The 24,829-nt window shown below is 44.9% G+C and carries 28 protein-coding genes; 23 read left to right on the forward strand and 5 right to left on the reverse strand.

Translation table 11 applies throughout. The features are described from left to right. Positions 1-7: 7 nt before the first annotated feature. The 8 genes from QFZ78_RS30660 (at position 8) to QFZ78_RS30695 (ending at position 8,130) form a co-directional block, all read left to right on the forward strand. The gene (locus QFZ78_RS30660) at positions 8-547 is read left to right on the forward strand and encodes a GNAT family N-acetyltransferase (protein ID WP_307553140.1); all 540 of its coding nucleotides are present in this window, start codon (positions 8-10) and stop codon (positions 545-547) included. A 168-nt stretch (positions 548-715) separates the two neighbouring features. After that, positions 716-1,315, forward strand: a complete 600-nt coding sequence (gene cysC, locus QFZ78_RS30665) for an adenylyl-sulfate kinase (RefSeq protein WP_307553141.1) — start codon at positions 716-718, stop codon at positions 1,313-1,315. Between the two features lie 17 nt (positions 1,316-1,332). Next, positions 1,333-2,511: a glycosyltransferase family 2 protein gene (locus tag QFZ78_RS30670; protein ID WP_307553142.1), complete on the forward strand. Its 1,179-nt coding sequence runs from the start codon at positions 1,333-1,335 to the stop codon at positions 2,509-2,511. 8 nt (positions 2,512-2,519) lie between these two features. Next, on the forward strand, positions 2,520-4,331 hold the full coding sequence (locus tag QFZ78_RS30675) for a glycosyltransferase family 4 protein (RefSeq protein ID WP_307553143.1): 1,812 nt from the start codon (positions 2,520-2,522) through the stop codon (positions 4,329-4,331). Next, on the forward strand, positions 4,331-5,431 hold the full coding sequence (gene wecB / locus QFZ78_RS30680; protein ID WP_307553144.1) for a non-hydrolyzing UDP-N-acetylglucosamine 2-epimerase: 1,101 nt from the start codon (positions 4,331-4,333) through the stop codon (positions 5,429-5,431). Before QFZ78_RS30675 ends, wecB begins: the two co-directional genes overlap by 1 nt. Next, entirely contained in the window at positions 5,424-6,410 is a 987-nt protein-coding gene (locus QFZ78_RS30685) for a polysaccharide biosynthesis protein (protein WP_307553145.1), read from the forward strand. Before wecB ends, QFZ78_RS30685 begins: the two co-directional genes overlap by 8 nt. Beyond that, a complete protein-coding gene (locus tag QFZ78_RS30690) occupies positions 6,407-7,234 on the forward strand; it encodes an SDR family oxidoreductase (protein ID WP_307553146.1) in 828 nt (275 codons plus the stop codon). The genes QFZ78_RS30685 and QFZ78_RS30690 overlap by 4 nt, the downstream gene beginning before the upstream one ends. Further along, positions 7,231-8,130 (forward strand): NAD-dependent epimerase/dehydratase family protein, encoded by a 900-nt coding sequence (locus QFZ78_RS30695; protein ID WP_307553147.1) that lies wholly within the window; start codon positions 7,231-7,233, stop codon positions 8,128-8,130. Before QFZ78_RS30690 ends, QFZ78_RS30695 begins: the two co-directional genes overlap by 4 nt. A 65-nt stretch (positions 8,131-8,195) precedes the next feature. On the opposite strand, the gene QFZ78_RS30700 is transcribed toward QFZ78_RS30695, so the two are convergent. Next, a complete protein-coding gene (locus QFZ78_RS30700) occupies positions 8,196-9,269 on the reverse strand; it encodes a glycosyltransferase family 4 protein (RefSeq protein ID WP_307553148.1) in 1,074 nt (357 codons plus the stop codon). A gap of 280 nt (positions 9,270-9,549) precedes the next feature. Between QFZ78_RS30700 and QFZ78_RS30705 the strand changes: the two genes are divergently transcribed. From QFZ78_RS30705 to QFZ78_RS30730, 6 genes are all read left to right on the forward strand, one after another. Beyond that, positions 9,550-10,089: an NAD-dependent epimerase/dehydratase family protein gene (locus tag QFZ78_RS30705; RefSeq protein ID WP_307553149.1), complete on the forward strand. Its 540-nt coding sequence runs from the start codon at positions 9,550-9,552 to the stop codon at positions 10,087-10,089. Further along, complete coding sequence (locus tag QFZ78_RS30710; protein ID WP_307553150.1) at positions 10,086-10,685, forward strand: hypothetical protein; 600 nt, start codon at positions 10,086-10,088, stop codon at positions 10,683-10,685. Before QFZ78_RS30705 ends, QFZ78_RS30710 begins: the two co-directional genes overlap by 4 nt. A 14-nt stretch (positions 10,686-10,699) precedes the next feature. Beyond that, complete coding sequence (locus QFZ78_RS30715; protein ID WP_307553151.1) at positions 10,700-11,692, forward strand: SDR family NAD(P)-dependent oxidoreductase; 993 nt, start codon at positions 10,700-10,702, stop codon at positions 11,690-11,692. Then, a complete protein-coding gene (locus tag QFZ78_RS30720; RefSeq protein WP_307553152.1) occupies positions 11,685-12,413 on the forward strand; it encodes a glycosyltransferase family 2 protein in 729 nt (242 codons plus the stop codon). Before QFZ78_RS30715 ends, QFZ78_RS30720 begins: the two co-directional genes overlap by 8 nt. 68 nt (positions 12,414-12,481) lie before the next feature. Then, the gene (locus QFZ78_RS30725; protein ID WP_307553153.1) at positions 12,482-13,465 is read left to right on the forward strand and encodes a glycosyltransferase family 4 protein; all 984 of its coding nucleotides are present in this window, start codon (positions 12,482-12,484) and stop codon (positions 13,463-13,465) included. Between the two features lie 207 nt (positions 13,466-13,672). Then, positions 13,673-14,098, forward strand: coding sequence for a hypothetical protein (locus QFZ78_RS30730; protein ID WP_307553154.1), 426 nt, complete (start codon positions 13,673-13,675; stop codon positions 14,096-14,098). A gap of 59 nt (positions 14,099-14,157) precedes the next feature. On the opposite strand, the gene QFZ78_RS30735 is transcribed toward QFZ78_RS30730, so the two are convergent. After that, positions 14,158-14,922 carry a sulfotransferase domain-containing protein gene (locus tag QFZ78_RS30735; RefSeq protein ID WP_307553155.1) on the reverse strand — a complete coding sequence of 255 codons (765 nt, stop codon included), beginning with the start codon at positions 14,920-14,922 and terminating at the stop codon, positions 14,158-14,160. Between the two features lie 177 nt (positions 14,923-15,099). Between QFZ78_RS30735 and QFZ78_RS30740 the strand changes: the two genes are divergently transcribed. The 8 genes from QFZ78_RS30740 (at position 15,100) to QFZ78_RS30775 (ending at position 21,127) form a co-directional block, all read left to right on the forward strand. Further along, on the forward strand, positions 15,100-15,960 hold the full coding sequence (locus tag QFZ78_RS30740; protein WP_307553156.1) for a sulfotransferase family protein: 861 nt from the start codon (positions 15,100-15,102) through the stop codon (positions 15,958-15,960). A gap of 15 nt (positions 15,961-15,975) precedes the next feature. Next, on the forward strand, positions 15,976-17,310 hold the full coding sequence (locus QFZ78_RS30745) for a peptidase G2 autoproteolytic cleavage domain-containing protein (protein WP_307553157.1): 1,335 nt from the start codon (positions 15,976-15,978) through the stop codon (positions 17,308-17,310). A 115-nt stretch (positions 17,311-17,425) separates the two neighbouring features. After that, on the forward strand, positions 17,426-18,190 hold the full coding sequence (locus QFZ78_RS30750) for a glycosyltransferase family 2 protein (RefSeq protein ID WP_307553158.1): 765 nt from the start codon (positions 17,426-17,428) through the stop codon (positions 18,188-18,190). 4 nt (positions 18,191-18,194) lie between these two features. After that, positions 18,195-19,268, forward strand: a complete 1,074-nt coding sequence (locus tag QFZ78_RS30755; RefSeq protein WP_307553159.1) for a glycosyltransferase family 2 protein — start codon at positions 18,195-18,197, stop codon at positions 19,266-19,268. Positions 19,269-19,274: 6 nt separating this feature from the next. Beyond that, positions 19,275-20,015, forward strand: a complete 741-nt coding sequence (locus QFZ78_RS30760) for a glycosyltransferase family 2 protein (RefSeq protein ID WP_307553160.1) — start codon at positions 19,275-19,277, stop codon at positions 20,013-20,015. Positions 20,016-20,178: 163 nt separating this feature from the next. After that, a complete protein-coding gene (locus QFZ78_RS30765) occupies positions 20,179-20,469 on the forward strand; it encodes a nucleoside-diphosphate sugar epimerase (protein WP_307553161.1) in 291 nt (96 codons plus the stop codon). A gap of 11 nt (positions 20,470-20,480) precedes the next feature. Further along, complete coding sequence (locus QFZ78_RS30770; RefSeq protein ID WP_307553162.1) at positions 20,481-20,828, forward strand: alpha-helical endospore appendage domain-containing protein; 348 nt, start codon at positions 20,481-20,483, stop codon at positions 20,826-20,828. Next, positions 20,828-21,127: a hypothetical protein gene (locus tag QFZ78_RS30775; protein WP_307553163.1), complete on the forward strand. Its 300-nt coding sequence runs from the start codon at positions 20,828-20,830 to the stop codon at positions 21,125-21,127. Before QFZ78_RS30770 ends, QFZ78_RS30775 begins: the two co-directional genes overlap by 1 nt. On the opposite strand, the gene QFZ78_RS30780 is transcribed toward QFZ78_RS30775, so the two are convergent. Then, positions 21,093-22,082: a ketoacyl-ACP synthase III gene (locus QFZ78_RS30780; RefSeq protein ID WP_307553164.1), complete on the reverse strand. Its 990-nt coding sequence runs from the start codon at positions 22,080-22,082 to the stop codon at positions 21,093-21,095. The two genes, QFZ78_RS30775 and QFZ78_RS30780, sit on opposite strands and share 35 nt — an antisense overlap. A gap of 219 nt (positions 22,083-22,301) precedes the next feature. Between QFZ78_RS30780 and QFZ78_RS30785 the strand changes: the two genes are divergently transcribed. Continuing rightward, positions 22,302-23,066 carry a peptidoglycan-binding protein gene (locus QFZ78_RS30785; protein ID WP_307553165.1) on the forward strand — a complete coding sequence of 255 codons (765 nt, stop codon included), beginning with the start codon at positions 22,302-22,304 and terminating at the stop codon, positions 23,064-23,066. Positions 23,067-23,117: 51 nt separating this feature from the next. Here QFZ78_RS30785 and QFZ78_RS30790 read toward each other — a convergent pair whose 3' ends face one another. Both QFZ78_RS30790 and QFZ78_RS30795 read right to left on the reverse strand, forming a co-directional pair. Beyond that, positions 23,118-24,149: an anthranilate phosphoribosyltransferase gene (locus QFZ78_RS30790; protein ID WP_307553166.1), complete on the reverse strand. Its 1,032-nt coding sequence runs from the start codon at positions 24,147-24,149 to the stop codon at positions 23,118-23,120. Then, positions 24,146-24,796 carry an ANTAR domain-containing response regulator gene (locus QFZ78_RS30795; protein WP_307553167.1) on the reverse strand — a complete coding sequence of 217 codons (651 nt, stop codon included), beginning with the start codon at positions 24,794-24,796 and terminating at the stop codon, positions 24,146-24,148. The genes QFZ78_RS30790 and QFZ78_RS30795 overlap by 4 nt, the downstream gene beginning before the upstream one ends. Between the last annotated feature and the right edge of the window lie 33 nt (positions 24,797-24,829).

A 24,829-nucleotide genomic window follows, 5' to 3' on the forward strand; every position in this document is an offset into this window, starting at 1 on the left:
CATCCCAATGCTTGAAGGACAAAGGATCTCCTTACGCTGTTTAGAAGTAGAGGATCTTCCGCTCATTGCAGCTTGGAGAAATCAATCCGAAATTCGACGATCCTTCTTCAATAAAGCTTTGCTTGCTGCATCCGGCCAGAAAAAGTGGTTTGAGCGAATAATAGAAGATCGTTCTAAACAATTTTTTGTTTGTGTATCTAAAGATTCCAATCTTCCCTTCGGTATGATTAGTTTGGTGGATATCGATCTTGCCAACCAAAAAGCAGAGATCGGAACGACGATAGTAGGGGACCAATCTATGTGGGGGAAGGGAATTGCTTCGGAAATGATAGGTCTTCTTCTAGAGTATGCATTTGTTGACTTGGGACTGAATCGAGTGTATGCCTACGCAATCGACTATAACAAAGGATCTATTCGTGTGAAAGAGAAAGGCGGATTTCAAATGGAGGGAGTCTTACGACAGCATCATTATTCGAATGGCTCTTTCCATGATGTGATGATTATGGGGATTACCCGACAGGAATGGTTAACAAAAAAGGTCACTTAGTGGCCTTTTTCAACATATGTGCGCTTGACCACGATCGTCACAATAATAAGGGATGCAAAAATGGAGTAGGTTTTAAACCATATTTGTCCCACTCGGGTATATGGTCCGTTTCCACACTCTCGCTGTTTGCATACAAATAAAAGTATATCCAAACAAAGGAAGATGATTATGACCTCTAACCCAAATGTAGTTTACCAGCCGACCCATTTCAAGATGGGGGATCGTCATTCGCTGAACGGACACAAAAGCTGTGTGCTTTGGTTCACCGGGCTTTCCGGCTCGGGTAAATCGACGCTGGCGGTTGAGGTAGAGAAGGAACTGTTCAGGCTCAGACTTCATTCTTATATATTGGATGGTGACAACATCCGTATGGGTCTGAACCGAGACTTGGGATTTGGGCCGAGCGATCGCACGGAAAATATAAGGCGCATCGGTGAAGTATCGAAATTATTCGTTGACGCTGGAGTCATTGTTTTATCTGCGTTCATCTCCCCTTATCAAGCAGACCGTGATCTGGTGCGTGCTTTGTTCCAGCCCGGTGAATTTATCGAGATATATGTTGACTGTCCGATTGTAGAATGTGAAAGAAGAGATCCGAAAGGTCTTTATCGCAAAGCGAGACAAGGAGAAATTACAAACTTTACAGGAGTATCCGCCCCATATGAAATTCCATCTCAACCGGAAATTACACTCCGGACAGACCACCAAACAGTAAGTGAATGCGTCGAAGCGGTTATAACCTATCTTATTCATAATAAAATATTTTAAGTGAAGGCGGTATGAACATGAGTGCTTTGATTTCCGTCTTTTTGCCAACATTTTCTCGCCTGTATGACGGGCACTTGGAAAGAGCGATACAAAGCGTGCTGAAGCAGACCTACCGTAATTTCGAGCTGTTGATTATCGATGATGCCTCAGTAGACGGCAGCAAGGAGCTTATTGAAAGCTACGCGAAACAAGACGCACGGATTAAACACATCCGTTTGAAGCGGAATATAGGGCTGCCCGCCTACAGCATCGGGCAAGCTTATCAGCAATCCAAGGGGCAATTATTAGCGTTTGCTTATGATGACGCTATTCTTACTCCAGACCATTTCGCCGTATTGGTACACAAGCTCCAATGGAATCCGCAACTGGGTATGGCTTATGGGCAGGCTCATATATGTTGGCCGGACGGATCAAAAACGAAGATCGGTTCCCCTTATAACGCAGCGGCCATGACCCAAATGAATAACCATATTCCAAATCTTTCGGTCATGGTTAGACGAGGCGTTATTGAGAAGGTAGGTCTGTATGATCCCCACGTTATTTTGAGCCGATTTTACGATTGGGACTTGTGGGTTCGGATCGCGAAGCATTACCCCATTGGCTTTGTTGAGAAGGTAATCGGCGAAGAGCACGGTACCCGACTGCCAGACTCCATCGGGCATACATTCACGCTGCTATCTAACCTGATCCACAAATATGCCCAAATTGAGCGTAGTCACGTGTTGCAACCCGCAGTGTTTGTCAACTATGACCCTTATTCCATGAAATTTGAGGAGCAGCTCGCAATAACAGAGAAACTGCAGTTTCGCTATTTGTTAATGGAGCATTATATCAAAACGCATAACATACCCCGTATTTTGCAGTTGATGGCCGAATGGCCACAGCGAAGTATTGATGGCGTAACCATGCCGCAATGGAAAAAAATTCTAGCAAAGAATGAGGGTTTGAGCGACATAAAACAGCTGCAGCTACTTCATGGCGTTTTGGGTTATGCGGGAAAAGAATCATCCTTGGCGAAGGCAGAACTCGCCAAGCTTCGTGATCTGGTAAGCAGTAAGCAGAAGTACATCGACGAGCAGCAGAAGTTTATCGATCAAAGGGAAATTTACATTCAGCAGCAGTTAATTCGTATTCAAGAATTAGAAATTTATATCCAGGAGCAAGCTCGATATATTCAGATGTTGTTGAAAAGGTGAGGTCATTCATGCAAATGAACACTGTGATGTTATTCTCCCACGTATGCTGCTTGACTTATATAACTGGAGCTGAAAAGTATTTGCTGCAGCTGAGCAGGGAGTTCGGGCGATATTTCCGATGTATCCTCGTTGTGCCGAACGAAGGAGTCCTGGCTAAGAAAGCTCGGGCATCAGGGATTTCCGTTATTGTTCAAGAATTCCAGAGAACTGCTTCCCTCTGGAGGCCTCATGCCGGAATATTAGATGAAATGCAGCAGCTTATTCAGAGCGGTCTTCCTGTACTAGTCAATCTGCTACACGTTCACAACCCTCAGCTGGTCGTCACGAATACGAGCGTCAATCCACTCCCTGCTATAGCCGCTAAGAAGCTTGGTATTCCTACAACTTGGGTCATAACGGAGGTTATTGGACAAAATCCGTATACCCATCATTCCATTCAAGTCATTGAACGTAATTCGGATTGGATTGTTGGCATTTCCGAAGCCGTTCTGGCTCCTTTTGGCGGAAGAGCTGATGGCTCTAAACGATTCCTACTGAAGCCGACCTGGCTGCCGGAGGAGCTTCAACCAGGGACCTGGCTGCATTGGCGGGAGCAGAGACGAGTACTGCTGGGAATTCGACCACATCAGAAGCTAATTGGATATATCTCCTCAGATATCGTACCTCATAAAGGATTGGAGCATTTTGTGCAGATGGGCTTGAAACTCTGCAAGCAAATGAACGATGTACATTTTCTGATTACCGGTAACCAGACTTATACGGACTATTTCTCCCGCTGTATGCTACAGATTCGGCAATCGGCTTTCTCGGATCGGTTTCACATAAGTGGTTTTGAAGGCAATATTTATACATTGTATCCGGCTCTCGATGTGCTGGTCGTACCAAGTCTTATCGCTGAAGGGTTCGGCTTGACAGCGATGGAAGGCCTCATATTCGGTAAGCCGATTGTTGCCTATCGATCCGGTGGCCTATCCGAAATCTTAACAGAAGTCGGTGAAGAAGCGCTACTCGCTGCACCGGGGGATATCGATGATTTGACTGCAAAGACGAAAGTGGCCCTCCTGCAGGAAGCAAATGGAAAGACAGAGGAAAGGCGCCGTTCGAAGGCGAGTTTGCATTTTGGAATGGAACGTTATCGTAGTAAACTTCTTCCGTTAATCGAGAAAATAGAGGAAAAGGTGGTGGCTGTAATACGACAGCATGAGGCCGTCAACAATAAAATTCCTGACGGGATGTTGGTCAAGGGAAGTTCTCCGGCGGTATTCTTGCTAGAAGACGGAATGAAACGTCCGTTTATGAACGGGGAATCCTTCTACTTTTATCGCTTCAAGTGGGAACAAGTGCTGGTGCTGGAGGATATGATTCTGAACTTGTATCCGACCGGAAGGGGAATTAACCAAGTGGGTCATTTCATCCCTAATGCTCCCAGCCATCTGCTTGTCAAGGGAACGTCATCCGGGATTTATATGTGGAACGCGCAGAAGCTGCGTTCAATTGCAACTCACTCCATATTCGATAGGTTAAAATTTAATATCAATGACGTCGTTTCGATTCCCGATACGCTAATCCATGCACTCCCTAAAGGAGAACCTATTGACGACCAAACGCTGGCAAGAGGGGAAGTCGTTCATGGGCGAGTGTACCGCACACCAAACAGAGACCTCTACTATGGGGAAAAAGGTCAACTGCGCAAAATCGAGAGCACTTATATATTTCAATACATGAAATGGAACTCGGAGAAGGTTGTCCATATCAACCCCCGAGAATTTGCAGCATGCCTGCTTGGAAAACCGATTTTGTATGAAGGAGGAATCAAATAATGAAAATTGCAACGGTTCTTGGAACAAGACCTGAAATTATTAGACTCAGCTTAATTATCAAAAAGCTCGATCAGTATGCTTCAAAGCATATCTTGATTCATACTAGACAAAACTTCACTCATTCGCTTAGCGATGTCTTTTTCCAAGAGCTCGGGCTCCGAACTCCGGATTACTTGCTTGACCCCAAGCAGCATTCCTTAGGTGGACAGTTGTCCGTCATGTTCGAGAAGTTAGAGGAAATATTCTTAAAGGAGCTGCCGGACCGGGTCCTTGTCTTGGGTGATACGAACAGTGCTTTAAGTGCAATCCTATCAGAACGAATGGGCATTCCCGTCATTCATATGGAAGCAGGGAACCGATGTTTCGATTGGTCGGTACCCGAGGAGAAAAACCGTAAAATTATCGATGCAGTGTCCAGTATCAATATGCCTTATACCGAGCAGAGCAAAGCCAACTTACTTCGTGAAGGTATTGCTGTAAACCGCATTATGGTTAGCGGAAATCCGATTTATGAAGTTTTGAACCATTACGAAGATCGGATTTTTGGGAGCGGCATCTTAGAGCAATTAAAGCTGATCCCCAAACAATTTTTACTTGTTACCGTGCATCGGGCAGAGAATGTGGATAATCCCGTTCACTTAGAGGAGATATTGAAAGGCATTAACCTTGTAACGGAGTCGCTTCAACACAGGGTCATTTGTAGCCTCCACCCCAGAACAAAGTCTCGTTTGGGTACAGATTCACCGTTACTTCTCAATATGCATCCAATGGTCGAGTTTTATGAGCCGTTTGGCTTTTTTGATTTCGTTCATTTGGAAAAAAATGCCTTATGTGTTTTGACGGACAGCGGTACAGTTCAGGAAGAATGTTGTCTGTTTCATGTACCGACTGTAACGATTCGCAATACCACGGAGAGACCGGAAACGATAGACTGCGGCAGCAATGTTGTCTCGGGCTTGAATGCCGAACAAATTGTTCGCGCCACTCAAATTATGACCAAGCAGCCCACCGATTGGGAAATTCCGAAAGGATATACCGATCCAGATGTGTCTTCTAAAGTAATTAAGTATTTATTAGGAGGTAGAAAGATCATTGTATAATAATAAAACAATTTTCATAACGGGCGGAACTGGATCTTGGGGGTATGAACTCGTTGTACAATTGCTGCTGCAATCGCCGAAAAAAATTATCATATATTCGAGAAATGAGTCTCGACAGGTCGCTATGCAGCGGATTTTCAATGATCCAAGGCTTACGTTTTGCATTGGCGATATTCGAGACAAGGATGCTTTGATAAAGGCCTGTAAAGGCGCCGATTATATATTTCACTTGGCAGCACTCAAGCATGTACCCGTATGCGAAGATCAACCCAACGAAGCTTTGAAAACGAACATTTTAGGAACCCAGATTGTTATTGAAGCGGCGATCGAAAACCAAGTGAAGAAAGTAATTAACGTTTCCACAGATAAAGCAGTAACACCTTCGAACTTTTATGGCATGACGAAAGAGATCGGAGAAAAGCTAATGATATACGCCAACTTGCTCAGCCCGCACACACGATTCATTTGCGTTAGAGGAGGCAATATCCTAGGGTCAAACGGAAGTGTGATTCAAATTTTTAAAGACCAAATCAACAAGGGGGGACCTGTGGGCATCACACATAAAGAAATGACGCGTTTCTTTATTACACTTGAGGAAGCAATAGAGCAGCTGCTAGAGGCTTCAGAGAAAGGCCAAGGTGGGGAAATATTCGCAATGTTGATGACCTCATGCCGCATAGTGGAATTGGCACAAGTCATCATGGAGTTTTATGGGAAGTCTAATGTGGACATTCAGGAGATCGGCATTCGACCCGGGGAGAAGCTTCATGAATCGATGCTTTCCGAATACGAGAGGCAGACGGCTGTTCATTATAACGAGCGATTTCTTGTTATCCTTCCGGCTAAAGATGTTTTGAAAGTGAAGCAGGCATACGTTTCGTATGAACCGGTTTCTACTAACGTTTATTGTTCCAGCCAAAATTTGATGTCGAAAACGGATATTGAACGTCTCTTGATGAAAGGTGGGCTATTACCATGAGGCTTTTGATTATCGGGGGGAACGGTATGGCAGGTCACATGCTAAATCAATACTTTAAGAGACGCACTTCTCATTCGGTGTTCTACACGACACGGGAGGCGGTAGACCCCCAGGGTATTGTTTTGGATGTAAGAGATCAAGCCGGGTTGGAAAGCATCATAGATACTGTTCAACCGGATGCTGTCATCAACTGCGTCGCTTTGCTCAATGACAATGCCAGCTGCAACGAGCTCGATTCGTTTAAAATCAACAGTATGCTTCCGCACCAGCTTCGAACGATCTTGGAACGGAGGGGAAGTAAGTTGATTCACATCAGTACAGATTGTGTATTTTCAGGAAAACGGGGCGATTATATAGAGACGGATTTACCGGATTGGACATCGGTTTATGCGAAAACGAAAATATTGGGTGAGGTCATTAGTGATAAGCATTTGACGATACGAACTTCGATTGTTGGACCGGAAATCCGCAGTCATGGCATTGGTTTACTGCATTGGTTCATGCAACAGCGAGGAGCAGTGAGTGGCTATACGCAAGTGTTGTGGAACGGTGTAACGACTTTGCAATTGGCAAAAGCTGTCGATGATATGCTGCGGGATGGCGTTACGGGTTTAATCCATTTAGCATCACATGGGAAAATAAGTAAGCGTGATCTGCTTCTTTTGTTTCAGGAAATATTCGAGAAAAACGATGTGACAGTAGTCCCGGATGATACACCGATACAGGATCGAACATTGAAATCTGTTAGAACGGATTATCGTTACCAAGTGCCCGACTACCGTGAAATGCTGTTAGAATTGCGTAGTTGGATGCGATTGAATTGAAAAATGCAAACATTCTGATTACCGGTGCAAACGGGTTTACTGGCCGCCATGCATGTCGCCATTTTCACGGTAAAGGAATGCGTATCACGGCATTGGCCCGAAACGTAGTCGACAGCGGTGCACCACATGTGGAGTGGAAGAAATGTGACCTTACCGACAAGGATCAGGTATATGCAGTGGTGCGTGAAACGATGCCCGACTATGCCCTACATTTGGCAGGGCGAAATTCTGTTCCGGAATCGTGGCTTGACCCGGTTTCTTATATGGAAGCAAATTTTGTCTCTACCTTATATTTGTTGGATGCACTTAGGGAGATAAAGCGAGATTGCCCGATTCTTGTCGTTGGGTCAGCTCTTGGATCCAGCTTGAGCACTAATTCAAGCGCACTACATCCTTATGCACTCAGCAAATGGTTTCAAGTGATAGCCTCGCAGGAATGGGGGCGATTTTACAAGCAGCGGATTCTCATTGCACAACCTTCCAACTTAATTGGACCAGGACATTCGAACGGTATTTGCGGTCTTCTGGCCAAGGCCGTCACCGACTTAGAGCGAGGAAGGGATGTGCCACCGTTTTCATTCACGTCGCTGCTGGAGCAGCGGGACTTTCTCGATGTCAGAGATGCAGTTAACGCGTATGAGAGCATACTGTTTCACGGGGTTAGCGGTGAAATCTATCAGCTTGGTTCAGGTAGTGTTCGCACCTTGGCTGCAGCACTTGCCTGTTTTCAGGCAATGACTACGATTAAGCTGCAAATTCAAGTGAAACATAGACCGCTTCCGTTCGTGCCGGAGCCGGTCGATAATGGGAAAATGTCGGCATTTGATTGGAAGCCGATGATTCCATTCGAAAGGTCGCTGCAGGATATGTTAACGTTTTTCAGAGAACAACAGTAGCAAAAAGCAGCTTGCCAAAGTGAGGCAAGCTGCTTTTTGCTGTATAAGTCCGAGTAGAGGAGGGGTTATTTGTTCCCCCTCAAATCGCTTAACATGCTCAAAAATTGTTTGCAATATGGCTCGGGCGCAAAATTGGTGACGATATGTTGCTGGGCTTTGTTAAGAATTGTGGCGCGGAGAGTCTTGTCTTCCATAATCTGAACACCCTGCTGGACGGCTTCAGCGATGTTTCCTAGCGTGTAATATTTCCCGGTTACATTATGAATAACAGAACTTTGGACACCGTCCAAATCGGTCGTCAATACCGGACATCGGCAGCTCATCGCTTCAATTATCGCATAAGGCGCTCCTTCTGATTTGGAGGTTGAACACATAAAGCCTCCAGAATCTCCAATCATCGAGAAATATTCCGGCATGTGGGCATAAGGCACATTGGAACGGAGCACAAGACGATTCTCTAACGATAAGGCTACTGCAAGCTTTTGAAATTTGTCTCTTTCTTCTGGTGTTGAAAGAGTATGGTCTTCGAACATCCATAGCTTAAGCGTGGGATATCGCTGAACAAGTCGATGCCCGATGTGCAAAAATTCGCTCCAATTTTTGTTGTCTTCAATTCTACCAAACCAGGCGATGATGGGGAAATCTTTTTTTGGAAGAGAACGGTAGGTAAAATGTTTAACGTCCATACAATTGTTGAACTCATATTGATTGACGGTGGGGTAAAGTTCCCGGAAGAGTGCTTTGATGTGGGGGGTTTTGGGGTTTAGAAGTGCATTTGTATGCGGCGTTATGAAAGGCTTTGCATGTATCATGGCACCTCGTGCTTGCTCCTTTAAACCGAAGCCTTGAACCTCGAAAATAATGATTCCATTATAAGGAGTCTGCCGGATTATAGGTATAAGATAATATGCAGAAACAACAATAATTGCGGTATAATTTCCGTCCCTCACAATTTTTTGGATTTCGAATTCGTCATTCGTGATAAAGGTAGGGATGTTATGCGCATTCTGCACCCCGGTCCCTGGGCGCAAATATAAGCAGTGACATTCCACTCCTCGTTCCTTTAGGGCTCTGCAGCGTTGGCGGTTTAAGGTTTCAACGCCTCCACTAGGAATATAAAAGATGAAAAGTAGTCTCATATCTTCGGTCTCCTCCTCACACTCATTTAACGCTATTCCATTATATGTCTCACACTTTCTGCGGACTGTTCGAACGGCTATTTCATTGTATATTTTTTATGAAAGATAGATGGATAACCGTTTCTATACCCGTTTCCTGCTCATACCATATCATGTACGCGTTACTACTTTGCAAGGAGGGAGATACTTGAAGGTGGTTGTTACCGGGGGGGGGCAGACTTCATTGGTTCTCATCTAGTCGATGCGTTAGTCTCTGCTTCCGTTGAGAATCTAAGGCCGGATGGATCCGACTCCGCCCATTTCGGGATACGGAATATCTAAGTTGACGGCCGTGTCGTATGTTCGGTTATTTCATCGGCTACATGGAATCCCCTATATAATTCTCCGCTATGCTAATGTTTATGGTCCGAGGCAAACGGTGAAAGGAGAAGGTAGAGTGGCCGCACAATTTCTGTCATGTATATTTAAAGAAGAGCCCATTGGTATTCATGGAGACGGTGAGCAGACACGCGACTTCATTTATGTACAGGATGTCGTTGCAGTCAATTTGGCAGCAGTTCGACAAGGGGATAAGGATATGGTTCACGTTAGTACCGCAAGCGGCACTTCAGTCAATCGATTGGCCGAAATGATGCAGGACATTCACAGCAAACCCATTCGGATTGAACGGGTCTCTGGGCGGAGCGGGAACATTAGACGCAACTGCCTAAACAATTGCAAGGCGATGGGTCTTTTAGGATGGAGTCCGCAGTACGAGCTTCTCGCAGGCTTGAATGAAACGTATGAAGGCTACAAGACGGATGAAGGGGAAGCTATATGAGAAACAAGATTCCTGATGGCATTCTTGTTAAAGGCAATTTATCGAACGGAATCTACTTGTTGGAGGACGGATGCAAACGACCTGTAGTCAACGAGGATACCTTTCACTTTTTTAAATGGAAGTGGGAACGCGTCGTTATTATTGAGGATATACTCCTTCAGCTGTATCCGATGGGCAGGGAGGTAAACAGTTCAACCTCTTTCCTGATCCATAGTCCTGGGGTATTACTGGTAAAAGGACCTAGTTCAAAGGTGTATTTATGGATGTATGCGCAGCTTTATCCCATTGAATCATGGTCTGTATTTACCCTGTTGAAATTGAAGGTTACGGATATCGTAGAACTTTCAGAGGAGGTCTTATCGAGCCTTCCATTGGGGGATACCATCGGCCACGATGTGTTCGAAGTGCAAGAACCTATCAATTGGTTACTATACTGTGATCCTGATGGTAACAAGTACTACTGTGAGAAACGAAGGCTTAGAAAGATAGAGTGTCCCTATGTTTTCGAATATTTGAAGTGGAAAGAAGATAAACTCATTTATTTATCAACTTTTGAATTTTCCCGTTGTACGCTTGGGAGTCCCATTTTTTATTAAGGAGGTTGTGATCCATGTTTGAGAACAGAGTGATTTTGATTACCGGAGGTACAGGATCATGGGGGCATGAACTGGTCAAACAACTACTGCGGCAAGCTCCTAAACAAATTATCATATATTCCCGAAACGAAATGAAACAGGTCGCTATGAAGCAGCAGTTTCAAGATTCTAGACTAAGTTTCCAGATCGGCGATATCAGAGATAAAGAGGCTCTAGTTGAAGCATGCAAAGGGGTACATTACCTGTTTCACCTCGCTGCATTGAAGCATGTGCCGATCTGTGAAAACCAGCCGCACGAGGCTTTAAAAACGAACGTTGATGGTACTCAGAACGTCATCGAAGCGGCGATTCACAATCAAGTGCAAACGGTTGTATATGTGTCCACCGATAAGGCGGCTAACCCTTATAATTTCTATGGCTTAACAAAAGCAATCGGTGAGAAGTTAATCATTTCTGCTAATCTAGAAAAGACGAACACCAAATTCGTCTGCGTACGTGGTGGCAATGTACTTGGGTCTAACGGCAGCGTAGTCCATATTTTCCAAAAGCAAATTCGGGATCAATTGCCAATCGGTATTACACATAAAGGGATGACGCGATTTTTCCTCACTCTTCAAGATTCTGTCGGTTTGTTATTTCAAGCGGTTGCCTCGAGTAAAGGGGGGGAGATTTTTGTCTTGAAAATGCCAGCCTGCCGCATTCTCGATTTGGCGGAGGCTATAGCGGATATCGAAGGGAAAACAGAAAATATGCAAATTGTGGAGCAAGGAATCCGTCCCGGTGAGAAAATTCACGAAATCCTGTTCTCAGAGCACGAAAGCAGCAGCACTGTACATTATAACAGCCAATATTTTGTTATTCTCCCTCCAACAACCAATAGCGGTGCCAACAATCAGTATTCGCATTGTCAACCCGTTTCCATCAACCAATATTGCTCCAGAGACGACTTGATGTCGGTGGAAGAAATTAAACAACTGCTCCTTAAGGGCAAGATTCTTTATGAATAACGTAATCAAAGTGCCTAAAGTTTCCGTCATCATACCCTTCTATAATTGTCCCTATATTGGGCATGCCATTATCAGTGCAACTAATCAAACTTATCCAAATGTGGAGGTTATTGTGGTTGACGACGGATCTAATTTATATGTGGAGAAAATAAAGCCGTACATGGACAGGATTCGCTATATCCGGAAGTCCAATGGTGGCACGGGCAGTGCCTTGAATCAGGGAATTAAGGAGGCAAAAGGAGAATTTATTGCCTGGCTAAGCTCAGACGATCTCTTTCTCCCGAATAAAATTGCAAGACAAATGCAGTTTATGCAGCAAGTGAACGCCTCGATCAGTTATACGAATTGGCATGCATTGAATGAGCACAATCACATCTTTAAACAGTCGGTTAACCTTGTATTTCCGAATATCATCGCTTTCTACAGTCGATTTCTAGTTGGAAACCCTATTAACGGATGTACGGTTATCCTCAAGAAAGGGCTTATACCCCAGATAGGCTGGTTTGATCAATCATTTCTTTACACCCAGGATTATGATATGTGGTTGCGTTTGCTGGTGGAAGGACAACATTTTCACTTCTTAAATGAACCGCTTACACTATATCGAATTCATGACGAAATGGGAACGAAGAAGCATTATAGTACAGTTGAAGAAGAGATGTGGTTCATTCAACAGAAATACAAAGAGAAACTGACTAAACTAATTGAAAAATTAAAATGAGAGTTGGGTGGATTATGAAATTCACGTTCGTGATTTTGACGTTAAATCGCGGGGGGGCTCAAAGGACTTTGGTCGAAATTGCCAACGGCCTCGTTCGTAGAGGGCATCAAGTGACGATTCTCATGCCTTCCAACGGGATCGTAGAATTTGACAATATTTTGGCTTCGATCGTTCGTGCGAAATCAGCTATTATTCAAGCGGACGATTATCCGATGGCTGATGTCATTGTATCCAATTTTTACACGACAATTCCTGCAGTCCGAGTGGCTAGTCAACAGGGAAAAGGTATGCATGTGAGATTTAGCCTTTGTTATGAGCCTATATTTTGGAAGGAGAATGAAATTAGCTTTCCTTCGTACCATGCTACGGATAAGTTAATCGTGCTGTCCAATTGGCAGCAACAGCTAATCGCCTTGCTTCACGGTATACAAGGAAAGGTTGTGCCTGTCGGGGTGGATTCGGTATTCAAAAATCATCATATCCGGCATTCGCAGGCGAATCTAGTTATATCTGCTATATTGCGCAAGCCTGAGGGCGGGTTCATATTTCAGAGGGATCAGGACTACTTGATCCATAGTCTGAGCAGGATCAAACAGCTCCATCCTGGAGCACAAATCCATTTTATTGCCCCGCCGATGGAAGCAGCGACTTCCCCATTTCTTCAATCGATCCGAACGAATCCGATGTTCAAGGTGTTTACACCTAAGAACGATGCGGAAATAAATTACCTTTATAACATTTCTCACATTTTCGTTACGACAAGTATTTATGAAACGGCTAATCTGGTTGCTCTCGAAGCTATGAGAACAGGCGCGGCATTGGTGAGTACCTATTCAGGAGGTAACATGGATATTTGCAAACACGAGGAAAACTGTATGCTCTCATACCGCTATGAGAATCGGCTCGTAGCAGATATTCATAAACTCATTATGGACCGAAAGCTATTGGTTCGAATAGCGGAAGCAGGAGAAAAGGAAGCGATCAAGTGGACATGGCAGCGGAGCGCAGAACAATTCGAATCGGCTGTTCGCGAATTTCTTGCGAAAGGTTAAAAAGGAAGGCATATCGGGGTTTCACTCTATCGCCTTTCTTTTTTTTTGCCTTTTTTTAACAAATATGATGTATGTCTCAGTCGAGAGAAAATAAGATTCATATACTAGAGTAGATCGATAGAAAGGTAGGGATGCCAATGAGTACGGCAATATAAATGGAAAAGAAGTCATAATTGTTAATTTAACTTTAAACTAGGAGGAATTTACATGGCAGCAGAAGTTATCAACTTTGGATCAAGTGTACCGGGAAATACTACTGGTTCACTTAACAGGCCGATTCCTGCGGCACCAGGAGGCATTATTCTCGCAGAGTTCGGATTTGCTTTGGATGTGAGTCAAACCGCCAACCGTATCGAATTGATCGGTACCGTCGGTTTCACGTCCACAGCTGGTTTACCTGAGGTTTTATTTCAAATAACTCGTGGCACTCAAATTATATTTGCTGCGCAATCTTCGACAGTGGCTGTGAATGAGAACAGAATAGCAACGTTTCAAATGGTCGAGAATAACGTTCCTGTAGGAGTTGTCTTGCCATACCGGATCCTGGCTAGAGTTGTGAATAACCCCGCATTGAACAATGCCTCAGTTCTTGGTCCTGTTACCTTCTCGGGCACCGCATATCGGATTTTTTAAAATAAGAACTGAATAAAAAATGGCTGCTATCGAGGGATAGTAGCCACTTTTTCGAATCGTTACCATTTTTTGTCGCGCTCATAGCCAAGGGTAATGAGTAAGTTTCCTGCAACGCGCTTGAAAGACTCTCTAACTTCAGCATCAAATTCTTGGCGCCAATCCCCGATAGAACCTTGGCGAAACGTTGGTGATTGTTGGGGGTCTATATTGTCCTGCATCATTGTGGCCAGTTGAACAAGGGGAATCGGTGGGGCTAGGCCTTTCCATAGAAATTCGGCAATTTGCCTTATCGTGTTGAGCTGGGATTCCCGTGATGCTGTCAACTGTTCGTACTTTATACTCAATACGTTCGGGGTATGGATCCATCCCTCAAAAAAGCCGATCATTTCCGAAATACTAGGATAGTAAAGCTGTGGGGTATGCACTCCGTTAATCACAGTCAACAATTGTTCTTTATGTGTAATTCCGTTCCTCATGAGAATAGGATATAAGTTGTGTTGTGGCAGACGATGGATAAAGTGAACAAAAGAAACGACAATATCGCGTGGATCGCGGTATAAAAAAACTTGCTTCATACTGAAATGTTGCATCATGTTCACCCACTCGGGGGAGTGATAAATATGTCCGAGTATAAACTCGTTTGGTTTCGTATTATTTAGCGCTTGGCGATGGTTATTCAATTGTTCAATTCCGGCGTATAGATGAGCCCCCTGTGATACTCCCGGCATACCCTTCAAAATTTGAGACATCAAATACGTTCCGCTTTTGGGAATGGAATTCATAATAAACGGTGCAATCATGTTCGGCTTTGAACTCTGTGACATCCTGTTTCCCCCCTACCAATTCTTTATTTTCTTGATAAATTATTCTATGAAAGTTCTCAAAGATGGGAAGGTATATTCAACTATTTTCTGATGGATAGTCCAAGCGAAACCTATCAGGATTCATAAAGTAACTTATATGGATTCGTGCAAAACGTTTATGAGGAGGGATGATTCGTTATGAACTCGTCACGTGCTATTGGAATCATAGGTTCTGGTCGTTCCGGAACATCGTTAGTAACGAAGGAGTTGGAGCTTCTCGGTGTTCATCTTGGTGGTCCTCTAGACTTTATACCTCCAGACAACACGAATCCCGATGGTTTCTGGGAAAACAAACATATTGTCGGCATCCAACAACTAATCTTTAAGAAACTGGGATGGAGTTGGGAGGGTTTGAATTTGCTTCCTCCAGATTGGAAGAGTCGTTCAGAGCTTGTTGTGTTGAAAGAGCAACTGAAGAAGTATATTTCTGATAACTTTTTTCATAAGTCTTTGTGGGGATGGAAAGATCCTAGAACTTGCTCCTTGCTTCCGATATGGGAAGAATTGCTTCAGGAATTAAAGATGATAGCGAGCTATGTCATTGTTATACGAAATCCACTCGATGTAGCCCATTCCCTTTACCGGTGTGATCCTCAGATTTCATTAGACCATGCGCTCCATATATGGACGTTCCGTACACTATCCTCTTTATATTGGACCGAGTCCAACCAACGAGTTGTCATCCATTATGATCAGATGATAGAGGATTGGGAAGGGACTTTGAAACAAGCGGCAAATCGTTTGAGCATTCCTTGGCCTCAACCTGAGAAACAGGTTGAAAAGGAAATGTCACGTATAATAAAACCTCAGCTTCGTCACAGTAAAACCGGAGAAAAAGCCTTAATTGAATCGAATCATGTATCCGCTCTTACCCTCAACACATATCAATTGTGCATGTCAGCTATATCATATCCGGATTTTTTGACGGATGAATTGATGCATCAGTGTGTCAAACAATTGTTTGAACAGTACACCGGTCAGATTATTTCTCTTAAGTAGAAGGAGATGGAGGATATGGCATTTTGCAACGCTCAAGCTTTGGGAGCTTGTTCTGAAGCTGAGGGAAATAATACGATAGCAAGTGGCGGATCTTCCCATGCGGAAGGACTCCAAACGGTCGCTAACGCGACAGCATCACACGCGGAGGGATATTTAACTCGGGCCACGGGTCCCGCTTCTCATGCGGAAGGCGGGGCTGCCAACGCCATCGGACTCTATTCTCACGCGGAAGGGAGAAGCACCCGTTCGTTCGGGGATCATTCCCATGCCGAAGGGTTATTGACGGTTGCAAGCGGATTAAATGCCCATGCGGAAGGCGAATTGACGGAGGCTAGCGGTTTGGATTCCCACGCCGAAGGGCTAGAAACAACAGCTTCCGGCCAGAGCTCTCATGCGGAGGGGGAGAATAACTCCGCCATTGGAAGAGCGTCCCATGCCGAAGGGAATTTAACGGCAGCAGGCGGCTTGGCCGCCCATGCGGAAGGCCAAAGTACGAATGCAGGCGGAGATTTGTCTCACGCCGAAGGCAACCAGACGACGGCGAGCGGCCAAAGCTCACACGCCGAAGGAGCCCTTACGACTGCAAGCGGCTTCACCTCCCACGCACAGGGAGTCTCTACGATTGCAAACAGCTTCGTCTCTCATGCGGAAGGCCAAAGCACCTCAACAAACAATTTAGAAGGTGTTCATATTATGGGACAATTTGGGTCTGCAAACGAGCTGTCGTACTCTTGGTATTTGGCGAATGGGACAAGTGCCGCCACACCTGGCTTAGCTGCAAAAATATTGAGCAACGGCAACGTGAAAATAGATGGAACGGTCAGTAGTCCGGCGGCGGATTATGCGGAAATGTTTGAAACCGTTGATGGAAAGCCGATCGAACCGGGGTATTTCGTAACGGTTGAGGAAGATAAAGTCCGTATTGCCGTTTCTTCGGATTTTTTCGTAATCGGAATCACTAGCGCAACCCCTGCTTTTTTATCCGACAGCGGGGAGCTCAGGTGGAAACACAAATTTTTGACGGATGAATGGGGGAGAATTTTATATGAGGATGTAATCAATCCCGCCGAATTCGGAGAAACAGGTACGGTCATAACACCGGAGCGTATGGTAAGGCGGCCTCTTTTGAATCCGGCTTGGCACCCTGCTGAGGAATATACGTCTCGTTTGGAAAGACCGGAATGGGTAGCAGTAGGATTGCTTGGCAAGCTACTTGTGCGTGACGATGGAACCTGCCGAGCAGGGGGATATTGCAGGCCGAACCACAACGGTATCGCTACATCCGTCGAGAGCGGCTATTACGTCTTGAGAAGAACGCTCCCTAATCAAATTCTGGTCCTGGTCCGTTAAGTAAAGGCATATGCCATTTTCCATGACAAAAGGCATATACCCTGTCCTTAGAAGTCTTAGCTGAATAAGCTAAATGGCAAAAGCGAAAATATGTGCTAACAGGAGTTGCATGCCTATGAAACGTTCAAAATCACCTTATCGTAATAGTGTGACGCCTAAGGTTTCGGTCATTATTCCTGTTATGAACGAAAAAAGGACGCTGTCCAGAGTGATCCGTGAAGCCTATCGAGTTCACCCTCAAACAGAAGTCATAGTCGTTGATAACGGCTCAACGGATGGATCGAGAGGTATAGCAGTAAGCTCCGGTGCTAAGGTGATTCACTTTGATGAACCTCTTGGTCACGATGTGGGTCGAAGTATTGGCGCGATGCAGGCCAAAGGAGACATTCTATTATTCATGGATGGAGACTTTGTAGTGCGCGCTTCAAACTTGAAGACTCTCGTTCATGCGGTTTTAGGCGGAGTAGATGTGGCGCTAAACAGTTATTTGGGTTTTGTTCATAAATCGGATGTTCATAGTGTGGTTCTTGCCAAGCATACACTAAATACGATTTTGTCCCATCAAGAGCTGAGAGGCGCTTCCATGACAACTATACCGCATGCAATTAGCAGAAGAGCTCTGGAATTAATAGGACATGAGGCGTTAGCGGTTCCTCCGCTTGCACAAGCAATGGCCATTCACAGAGGTCTTAATGTCAAAGCTGTACATTATATTAATGTTCGAGCCAATCCCATAAAGCGTAAAAGAAAAGGTAGAAATGATCCTCTGATGGATCTCATTACAGGCGATCATTTGGAAGCTATTGGTTGGCTGCTTGAACAAACCAATGAGCGAGGGAATCAAACGGATTTCATGAGACGCAGGGAAATTGTGAGGTGATGGTATGCGTAAACAAGTTGTAAAGCAACCCATAGTTCGAAGAAAGGTAAAGAAAAAGCTTATAAATAGCAAAAGAGCAAGCCGCACTTTCCATCACCGCACAGTTTCATTTGCAAGATGGGGAAGAGAAGCAGGAAAGCAAGATGCATGTTCCCAAAGTATTGAGCATGCAGGGTATCAGAAAAAGGCACTGAATGCGTTATGGGTTGAAAAATTGAGAAATAATGTGTTTGATCCCAAAAAATGGGATACTTATCATCGTGCAGCACGAGGATATGTAGAAGGGTATTGCTTGAAATTGGGTATGCCAAAGTACGACTGGGTTCTACTTCCTACGAATAAATCGGTTGCTGTCATTATGACGGTTATGAATGAAGAAGCAACCATGCAGGGATTGATTGAACAGTTAAACCGTTTACCATTCGATGAAATAATAATTGTTGTGAACGGTTCACAGGATCAAACCTATCAGAAAGCAAGGCAGCTATCTCATGCAACAATCATCTATTATCCCCATCCACTAGGTCATGATATTGGAAGAAGCCTGGGTGCCAAAGTCGCTCAATCTGAAATTTTATTATTTATAGATGGGGATATACCACTGAGGGCAGAAGAACTTGTTCCATTCATATATGCAGTTGATCAAGGAATGGATGTTGCTTTGAACAATATTATGCCTTATATTCCTTTGTTTTCTGAGCGTGATGCAGTTTCGCATGTAAAGGAGTTTCTAAATCGGTCGTTGAGACGTCCTGATCTCCAGGTTAACTCGCTAACCTCTGTCCCCCACGCTATCTCTAGACATGCATTAAATACGGTTGGCTATGCTGATTTATCAGTCCCACCAAAGGCTCAGGCGAGTGCTATTCTTAATGGTCTTCGTATCGGTGCGCCTTACAGCATTAATGTTATTTCTAAAAATCGGCGAAACAAGCATAATACAAGTTCAAGCAATCCAGTAGCCAATATGATAATTGGTGATCATGTCGAGGCGCTTAAATATGCAAAAAGCTTTAAAGGAAATCGCCTGACGTTTCCGGATAACTTTCGAAATCGCAAATTGCTAAGAGGGGGATGATGTCTCATGCAAATGACAAGCATCATCATTGCTAATTACAATGGGAGATCGGTGTTACAAGATTGTTTACATTCTATTCGTAAGCATACCTTGTCCCCTTACGAAATCATTGTAGTGGATAATGGATCTCAGGATGGATCAACGGAACTATGCGTACAAGAGGAAGTACGATTTATTTCCCTTCCTTTTAATAGGGGGTTTCCAATAGCTTGTAATTTGGGACTAACCATTGCAAGTGGAGATACAATATTGCTTTTGAATAATGACACGATTGTAACTACCAATTGGTTAGATAATATGCTGCAATGTTTATACAGCAGCGCGGAAATTGGCATTGTTGGACCTATGACAAATTATGCAAGTGGAAAACAACAAATTACAGAGGCATTTTCCTCTATAGATGACATGGTTTCAAAGATGAATACAGCTAACCCTGCCAAGTGGGAGGAAGTGAACCGTTTAGTTGGATTTTGTTATCTTTTTAAAAGAGAAGTTCTGGAGCGGGTTGGTATGATGGATGAAAGATTTTCACCAGGACATTTTGAGGATGACGATTATTGCTACCGAGCAAGGCAGGCCGGTTATAGATTGATGATTTCGGGTGACGTGTTCATTTATCATCATGGCAGTGTCAGTTTTCAAAAGGAAGGGGACGAAAAGGTCAAAGAACTTCTACTTCAAAATCATCAAAAATTTATTGAAAAATGGGGTGTCGATCCCCATAGCTTCATAGAAAATCATTCATAGAAGGACTGGAAAATGTGCAAATTGATGGAATGATGAGGGTTGCTGGTATTAGGGAATGCGCCGGCTTCGATTGGACGACGAAATTCCATTAAGCATTAAAGCACTTTTTGAATGGCGCAGGCATAGGTTAGAGGGTGAAAAGTATTTATGGAGGAGAGATGGTGTGGAACAGCAAGTCACAATGATTATTTCTCACATTGCAGGCTCGCATAGCGAGATGTCTAGAATCTTGGAGGCGAAGCGAAGTGTTTCGACGCAAATGGCCTCGATAGCCAACGATATACCTGACTCGCATCCTCATTTTGAAGGCTTGGTCATGCTGCAGGAACAAGCCTTACAATTGACCAAAAATATAACTGCTTATTTAAACAGCCTAGCTAATTTGGAAGAGGCTATCGCACAGCAAACGGAAATTGTCATGAAAGAAATAAAAGAGCCTGATAATGAGGAATAGAGGGATACGACTTGAATAGAAATGATCTGTACCTGCAAATGCTGGATGCTACAGCAAAGTTGCAGCGTGATATTGCTTTAATACTAGAAGCAAGAGCCTTAGAGGCGGAGAAATCGCGCAACTGGATTTGCAATCATATTAATTCTACGAGTTTAGAGGGGCACGAAAATCAGATGAAGCAAACCGGAGAGATTCATGAGTATGTGATTGAGCTTATCGATGGCTTGACGAAGATGGAGAACTCCTTAAACCGACATATGCAGGCTCTTCTTGGACAAAATGACTCGGGAGAAGGAGTGGGGGGAGACGGTTCGAACGGAATGGGTAACTTATTTTCGTTTGGTGAGGATGAGAAATAATGAAAGCATCGAATCGTGAGAGAATTGAATTGCATATGCTAACCTCGCTGGCTAGAAGCCAGCGAGCCTTATGCCGAATCATAGAGACGATAGCGGATCAAGTAGCGGTCTCCGATCAGCTTGCTGTCCATATGGCTGAGAATCTCAAGACGATAAGTGAATACCAGCGCTCGATGATTCAGAAAATAACGAAACAAAGTCCACGTCCACGCCGTTTAGGAACGCCCGGCAAGCCTTGGACCAGCAAGAATGTCACTCGCGGATTCATCCCCAACGAAGGATTAAACCCGCGTGAGTAAGACCCCCGCCAAAACCAAAAATCAGCAGCGTATCACCGGCCGTGACCTTACCCTCTTTGATGCCCAAATCTAGAGCGAGAGGAATGGAAGCCGCGGAAGTATTGCCGTAGTATTCCAGGCTGTACAGCGCTTTTTCGAATGGAATACCGCTCTTTTCACAGACTGATTCAATAATCCGAAGGTTAGCGCTATGCGGAATGAACCAATCAATAGCCGTAATGGGTAACCGGCTTTTTGTGAGCAGCTTCTCGATTCCCTGCGGGACAGTCGTTACGGCGTATTTATACACCTCGCGGCCGTTCTGGACGAGCTTGCCTTCACCCGTTAATGGTGTTCCGTTCAATTCAGAGGCAAGTCCGGTTCGGTATACGTGCTTGCTGCCTGTACCGTCCGACCCAAGATAGTGGGCAAGGAAAGCAGGATTTTCTTCTTCCCTTTCAACAATCACAGCTCCGGCACCATCACCGAAAAGAATGCAGGTGGAACGGTCCGTATAGTCTGTAATTTTGGATAAGGAATCCCCGCCGACTACGAGAACCTTGCGGTGTACCCCCGCAGCGACAAGGCCGCTTGCTGTATGCAAGGCATAAGCAAACCCGGAGCAGGTGGCATTGAGGTCGTAGGCACCTGTTTCAGGGATGCCGAAATGGGCTTGAATCTGGCAAGCGACTGGGGTGGAAGGCAGATCCGGTGTATGGGTAGCGACAATGATTAAATCAACATCGTTCAGTGAAGTCGGATATCTAGTGAGCATATTTTGTACGGCTGCTATACATAAATGACTTGTGAATTCATTCGCTTCTGCAATTCTACGTTCCCGAATCCCTGTGCGTTGAACGATCCATTCATCATTCGTATCGACCATTTCCTGAAGATCCGCGTTGCTTAGTATGCGATGGGGCACGTAGCCGCCGATTGCTGTGATTCGAGCTTGTAAAGGGGAAGAGACTGCCATCAATGATTCACTCCTTTTTAGGATCTGATAGTAGTACTAGGTACTAAATATAAGTATACTTTATCGGATACTCAGGGTAATGTCAATGACTTCCCATACCTTGAAACGATATCCAACCATATTTCATTATTATGGATAATAGTCGTGAATTTGGTCATTCTAATGCTATCGTCGACTGTGCGACGAATGATGCTGATGACGGGGAGTGAACGTAAACGCATGTTACAAGGTAAAAAGAAGCATGTCTGGATTATTCTAATCTGTATCGCATTGTTCTGCTCATCCACAACCACCGCTTTTGCCTATGGCAAAGGGGCTAAGGGACCTGATGTCTATGCGGTGCAGGGGATGCTGAAGTCACTTGGCTACTATAGCGGACCTATTACGGGCTACTATGGTAATCAAACCCAATCAGGTGTTAAAGCGTTTCAAAGCAGATACGGCCTTCCTGCGACTGGGAATGTGGATGATCAAACGCTGCAATCCATCCTGTGGGCTTACGGTAATTTAAAAATTGCCAAGAAGCCGACACCGACACCAACTCCTCCACCAGCTGCACCTAAGCCTACACCTAAACCGCAAGTCCCATCGACTACGGAATTAACGGTGGACGAGCAGCAAATGCTGGAATTGGTTAATAAGGAGCGCGCCGCTGTGGGACTTTCCCCACTAGCTGTTGACCTGCCGCTAACCAAAACGGCTCGACTAAAAAGCCAAGATATGGTCGATAACAAATACTTCTCCCACGATTCACCGACGTATGGTTCGCCATTCGATATGATGGAGAAATTTGGTATTACGTATAACGCGGCGGGAGAGAATATTGCTTGCAATCAAAGTGTACAAGCTGCTCACGAGGCGTTGATGAATTCTCCAGGACACAAAGCGAATATACTCAGCAAAGATTACACCCATATTGGGATCGGCATCGTAAACGGCGGTCCGTGTGGTAAAATGTTTACCCAGCAGTTTATTGGAAAATGAAAATGAAAATGAAAAAGAGCCCTTTGGGGCTCTTTTTTCATAAGTATAAAATTAAGTGGCGGATACCGGCTTAATCGCTTCCGTCCACTCGGTGAATTTTTGCAGGGCAGCCCCTTGCTCAATCGCATGTCGGGCCAAATAAATACCTTCTTCAATGGACCCTGCCTTCTTGGAAACCCACAGACGCACGGCACTGTTCAATAAAACCATATTCAGATAGGGGAGCTCGGCTTCTCCGCGAAGAACGGATAATGCCGTTTCTCCTTGCAGCTGAGCGGTCCATTCAATCTCCGGCACCTCGACCATTAATTCGTAAATCTCAGGATCAACAATGAATAATTCACTGGCGCCCTCTTGAATGAGGTACGTCCGTGTGCGCTTGTCTACGGAAAGGTCTTCGGAGCCTTCCATACCCTGCACAACAATACCGTGAGAGACGCCTAATTCGATTAATAAATTGGTGATTTTCTCGAACACAGTACCGTGAAACACACCGACAGCCATGAAGGGAGCTTCCGTAAAGCGCAGCAGTTTCTCTGCTGTGTTGAACACGGTTCGCAGACCGAGTTCCTTGCGAAGTTCGCGCAGCTCGCCAAGCGGTGCACACCAGTTCTCCGTCGGTGCGAACAGGAAGCCTGTTCGCGCTGCAGCTGATATGAGCGCTTCACGTGACGCGTCAAGCGCGGGTACTTCAAGAGCCGCTAGCACATCGGACAGCGTGATGCCCCATTTTGGTGGCATGCTAGGACTGCCGTGCAGTGTAGTGGGAAGTCCGCAAGCCGCGAGAACGAACGCAGTCGGTAAAGTCGCGATGAACGTACGTGAGCGTCCATCATAAGGTCCTGCGCAATCCATGCTGCCTGGTATTGGATAGGTTTGGATACGCTGGCGCAAGGCATCGATGAAGGCTTTCAACTCTTCGGGGGATTCCATTTTGATGCGTTCTGCAACGAGAAAAGCCCCCATTTGAGCTTGTGTAGCGGCTCCGGTTAGTATGAGCTCCGCTGCTTGGGAAGCCTCTTCATAGGTAAGATCTCTGGCTCCGCGTTTTCCGCGGCCTACTTCTTTTAATAAGGATATCATCGTTTGCGGCCTCCTTGTTTCTGATCCTTTAGTATCTGATACACCTTGACGATGGAGGTAGCAACATCTACCATACGTTTACGTTCATTCATGGCTTGTTTACGCAAAAAATCATAAGCTTCTGCTTCAGAGATACCCTTGATTTCACATAAAATTCGCTTAGCCTGATCGACCCATTTGCGCTCCTCCAGTTTGGAGAGAAGCTGTTCGCGCTCTTGTAGCCATTCGGTTCGTTGGAAGTAATGATTCACACCAAGAAGCAGCGCACAGTGAATTTCTAGAGGACTCATCGTTGAACCGATCAAACCATCAATACCCGTGTCCATTCTACATTCATTAGAAGGAAAAGTGCGAGCATCACACCACCAGAAAAGGGGAAGGCTGCGATGAGCAAGCACACGAGACCGCCATGGTTCTACTTGATCAGGCCCTACTGATAATAATACCGCATCGACTTTGGGGATCATAAATGAAATTTCTTTTTCATTAGATGCTACATATATGCGAAATCCCAAATCCTTCAGCATCGCTTCAGGCAAGGATTCCTTTTCATTGTCCGTAACATTCAGCTCGGTAGTCGACGACGAGGAGGAGGTAGCTGAGCGAGTTTGTTTAAACTCGTCGATCAGTATAAATGATTGTAACATTTGAGTACCTCCTATCGTGGGTAGCTTCTTATA

Source organism: Paenibacillus sp. V4I5 (assembly GCF_030817255.1).
GTDB lineage: Bacteria > Bacillota > Bacilli > Paenibacillales > NBRC-103111 > Paenibacillus_E.

Excerpts from the sequence above, each read along its gene's own strand:
- QFZ78_RS30745 (WP_307553157.1), top strand. The coding sequence starts at position 15,976 with ATGGCATTTTGCAACGCTCAAGCTTTGGGAGCTTGTTCTGAAGCTGAG.
- QFZ78_RS30740 (WP_307553156.1), top strand. The coding sequence starts at position 15,100 with ATGAACTCGTCACGTGCTATTGGAATCATAGGTTCTGGTCGTTCCGGA.
- QFZ78_RS30780 (WP_307553164.1), bottom strand. The coding sequence starts at position 22,082 with ATGGCAGTCTCTTCCCCTTTACAAGCTCGAATCACAGCAATCGGCGGC.
- QFZ78_RS30750 (WP_307553158.1), top strand. The coding sequence starts at position 17,426 with ATGAAACGTTCAAAATCACCTTATCGTAATAGTGTGACGCCTAAGGTT.
- cysC (WP_307553141.1), top strand. The coding sequence starts at position 716 with ATGACCTCTAACCCAAATGTAGTTTACCAGCCGACCCATTTCAAGATG.
- QFZ78_RS30785 (WP_307553165.1), top strand. The coding sequence starts at position 22,302 with ATGTTACAAGGTAAAAAGAAGCATGTCTGGATTATTCTAATCTGTATC.
- QFZ78_RS30700 (WP_307553148.1), bottom strand. The coding sequence starts at position 9,269 with ATGAGACTACTTTTCATCTTTTATATTCCTAGTGGAGGCGTTGAAACC.
- QFZ78_RS30715 (WP_307553151.1), top strand. The coding sequence starts at position 10,700 with ATGTTTGAGAACAGAGTGATTTTGATTACCGGAGGTACAGGATCATGG.
- wecB (WP_307553144.1), top strand. The coding sequence starts at position 4,331 with ATGAAAATTGCAACGGTTCTTGGAACAAGACCTGAAATTATTAGACTC.
- QFZ78_RS30755 (WP_307553159.1), top strand. The coding sequence starts at position 18,195 with ATGCGTAAACAAGTTGTAAAGCAACCCATAGTTCGAAGAAAGGTAAAG.
- QFZ78_RS30795 (WP_307553167.1), bottom strand. The coding sequence starts at position 24,796 with ATGTTACAATCATTTATACTGATCGACGAGTTTAAACAAACTCGCTCA.
- QFZ78_RS30730 (WP_307553154.1), top strand. The coding sequence starts at position 13,673 with ATGGCAGCAGAAGTTATCAACTTTGGATCAAGTGTACCGGGAAATACT.
- QFZ78_RS30690 (WP_307553146.1), top strand. The coding sequence starts at position 6,407 with ATGAGGCTTTTGATTATCGGGGGGAACGGTATGGCAGGTCACATGCTA.
- QFZ78_RS30720 (WP_307553152.1), top strand. The coding sequence starts at position 11,685 with ATGAATAACGTAATCAAAGTGCCTAAAGTTTCCGTCATCATACCCTTC.
- QFZ78_RS30760 (WP_307553160.1), top strand. The coding sequence starts at position 19,275 with ATGCAAATGACAAGCATCATCATTGCTAATTACAATGGGAGATCGGTG.
- QFZ78_RS30775 (WP_307553163.1), top strand. The coding sequence starts at position 20,828 with ATGAAAGCATCGAATCGTGAGAGAATTGAATTGCATATGCTAACCTCG.
- QFZ78_RS30705 (WP_307553149.1), top strand. The coding sequence starts at position 9,550 with ATGGATCCGACTCCGCCCATTTCGGGATACGGAATATCTAAGTTGACG.
- QFZ78_RS30790 (WP_307553166.1), bottom strand. The coding sequence starts at position 24,149 with ATGATATCCTTATTAAAAGAAGTAGGCCGCGGAAAACGCGGAGCCAGA.
- QFZ78_RS30675 (WP_307553143.1), top strand. The coding sequence starts at position 2,520 with ATGCAAATGAACACTGTGATGTTATTCTCCCACGTATGCTGCTTGACT.
- QFZ78_RS30710 (WP_307553150.1), top strand. The coding sequence starts at position 10,086 with ATGAGAAACAAGATTCCTGATGGCATTCTTGTTAAAGGCAATTTATCG.
- QFZ78_RS30670 (WP_307553142.1), top strand. The coding sequence starts at position 1,333 with ATGAGTGCTTTGATTTCCGTCTTTTTGCCAACATTTTCTCGCCTGTAT.
- QFZ78_RS30660 (WP_307553140.1), top strand. The coding sequence starts at position 8 with ATGCTTGAAGGACAAAGGATCTCCTTACGCTGTTTAGAAGTAGAGGAT.
- QFZ78_RS30735 (WP_307553155.1), bottom strand. The coding sequence starts at position 14,922 with ATGTCACAGAGTTCAAAGCCGAACATGATTGCACCGTTTATTATGAAT.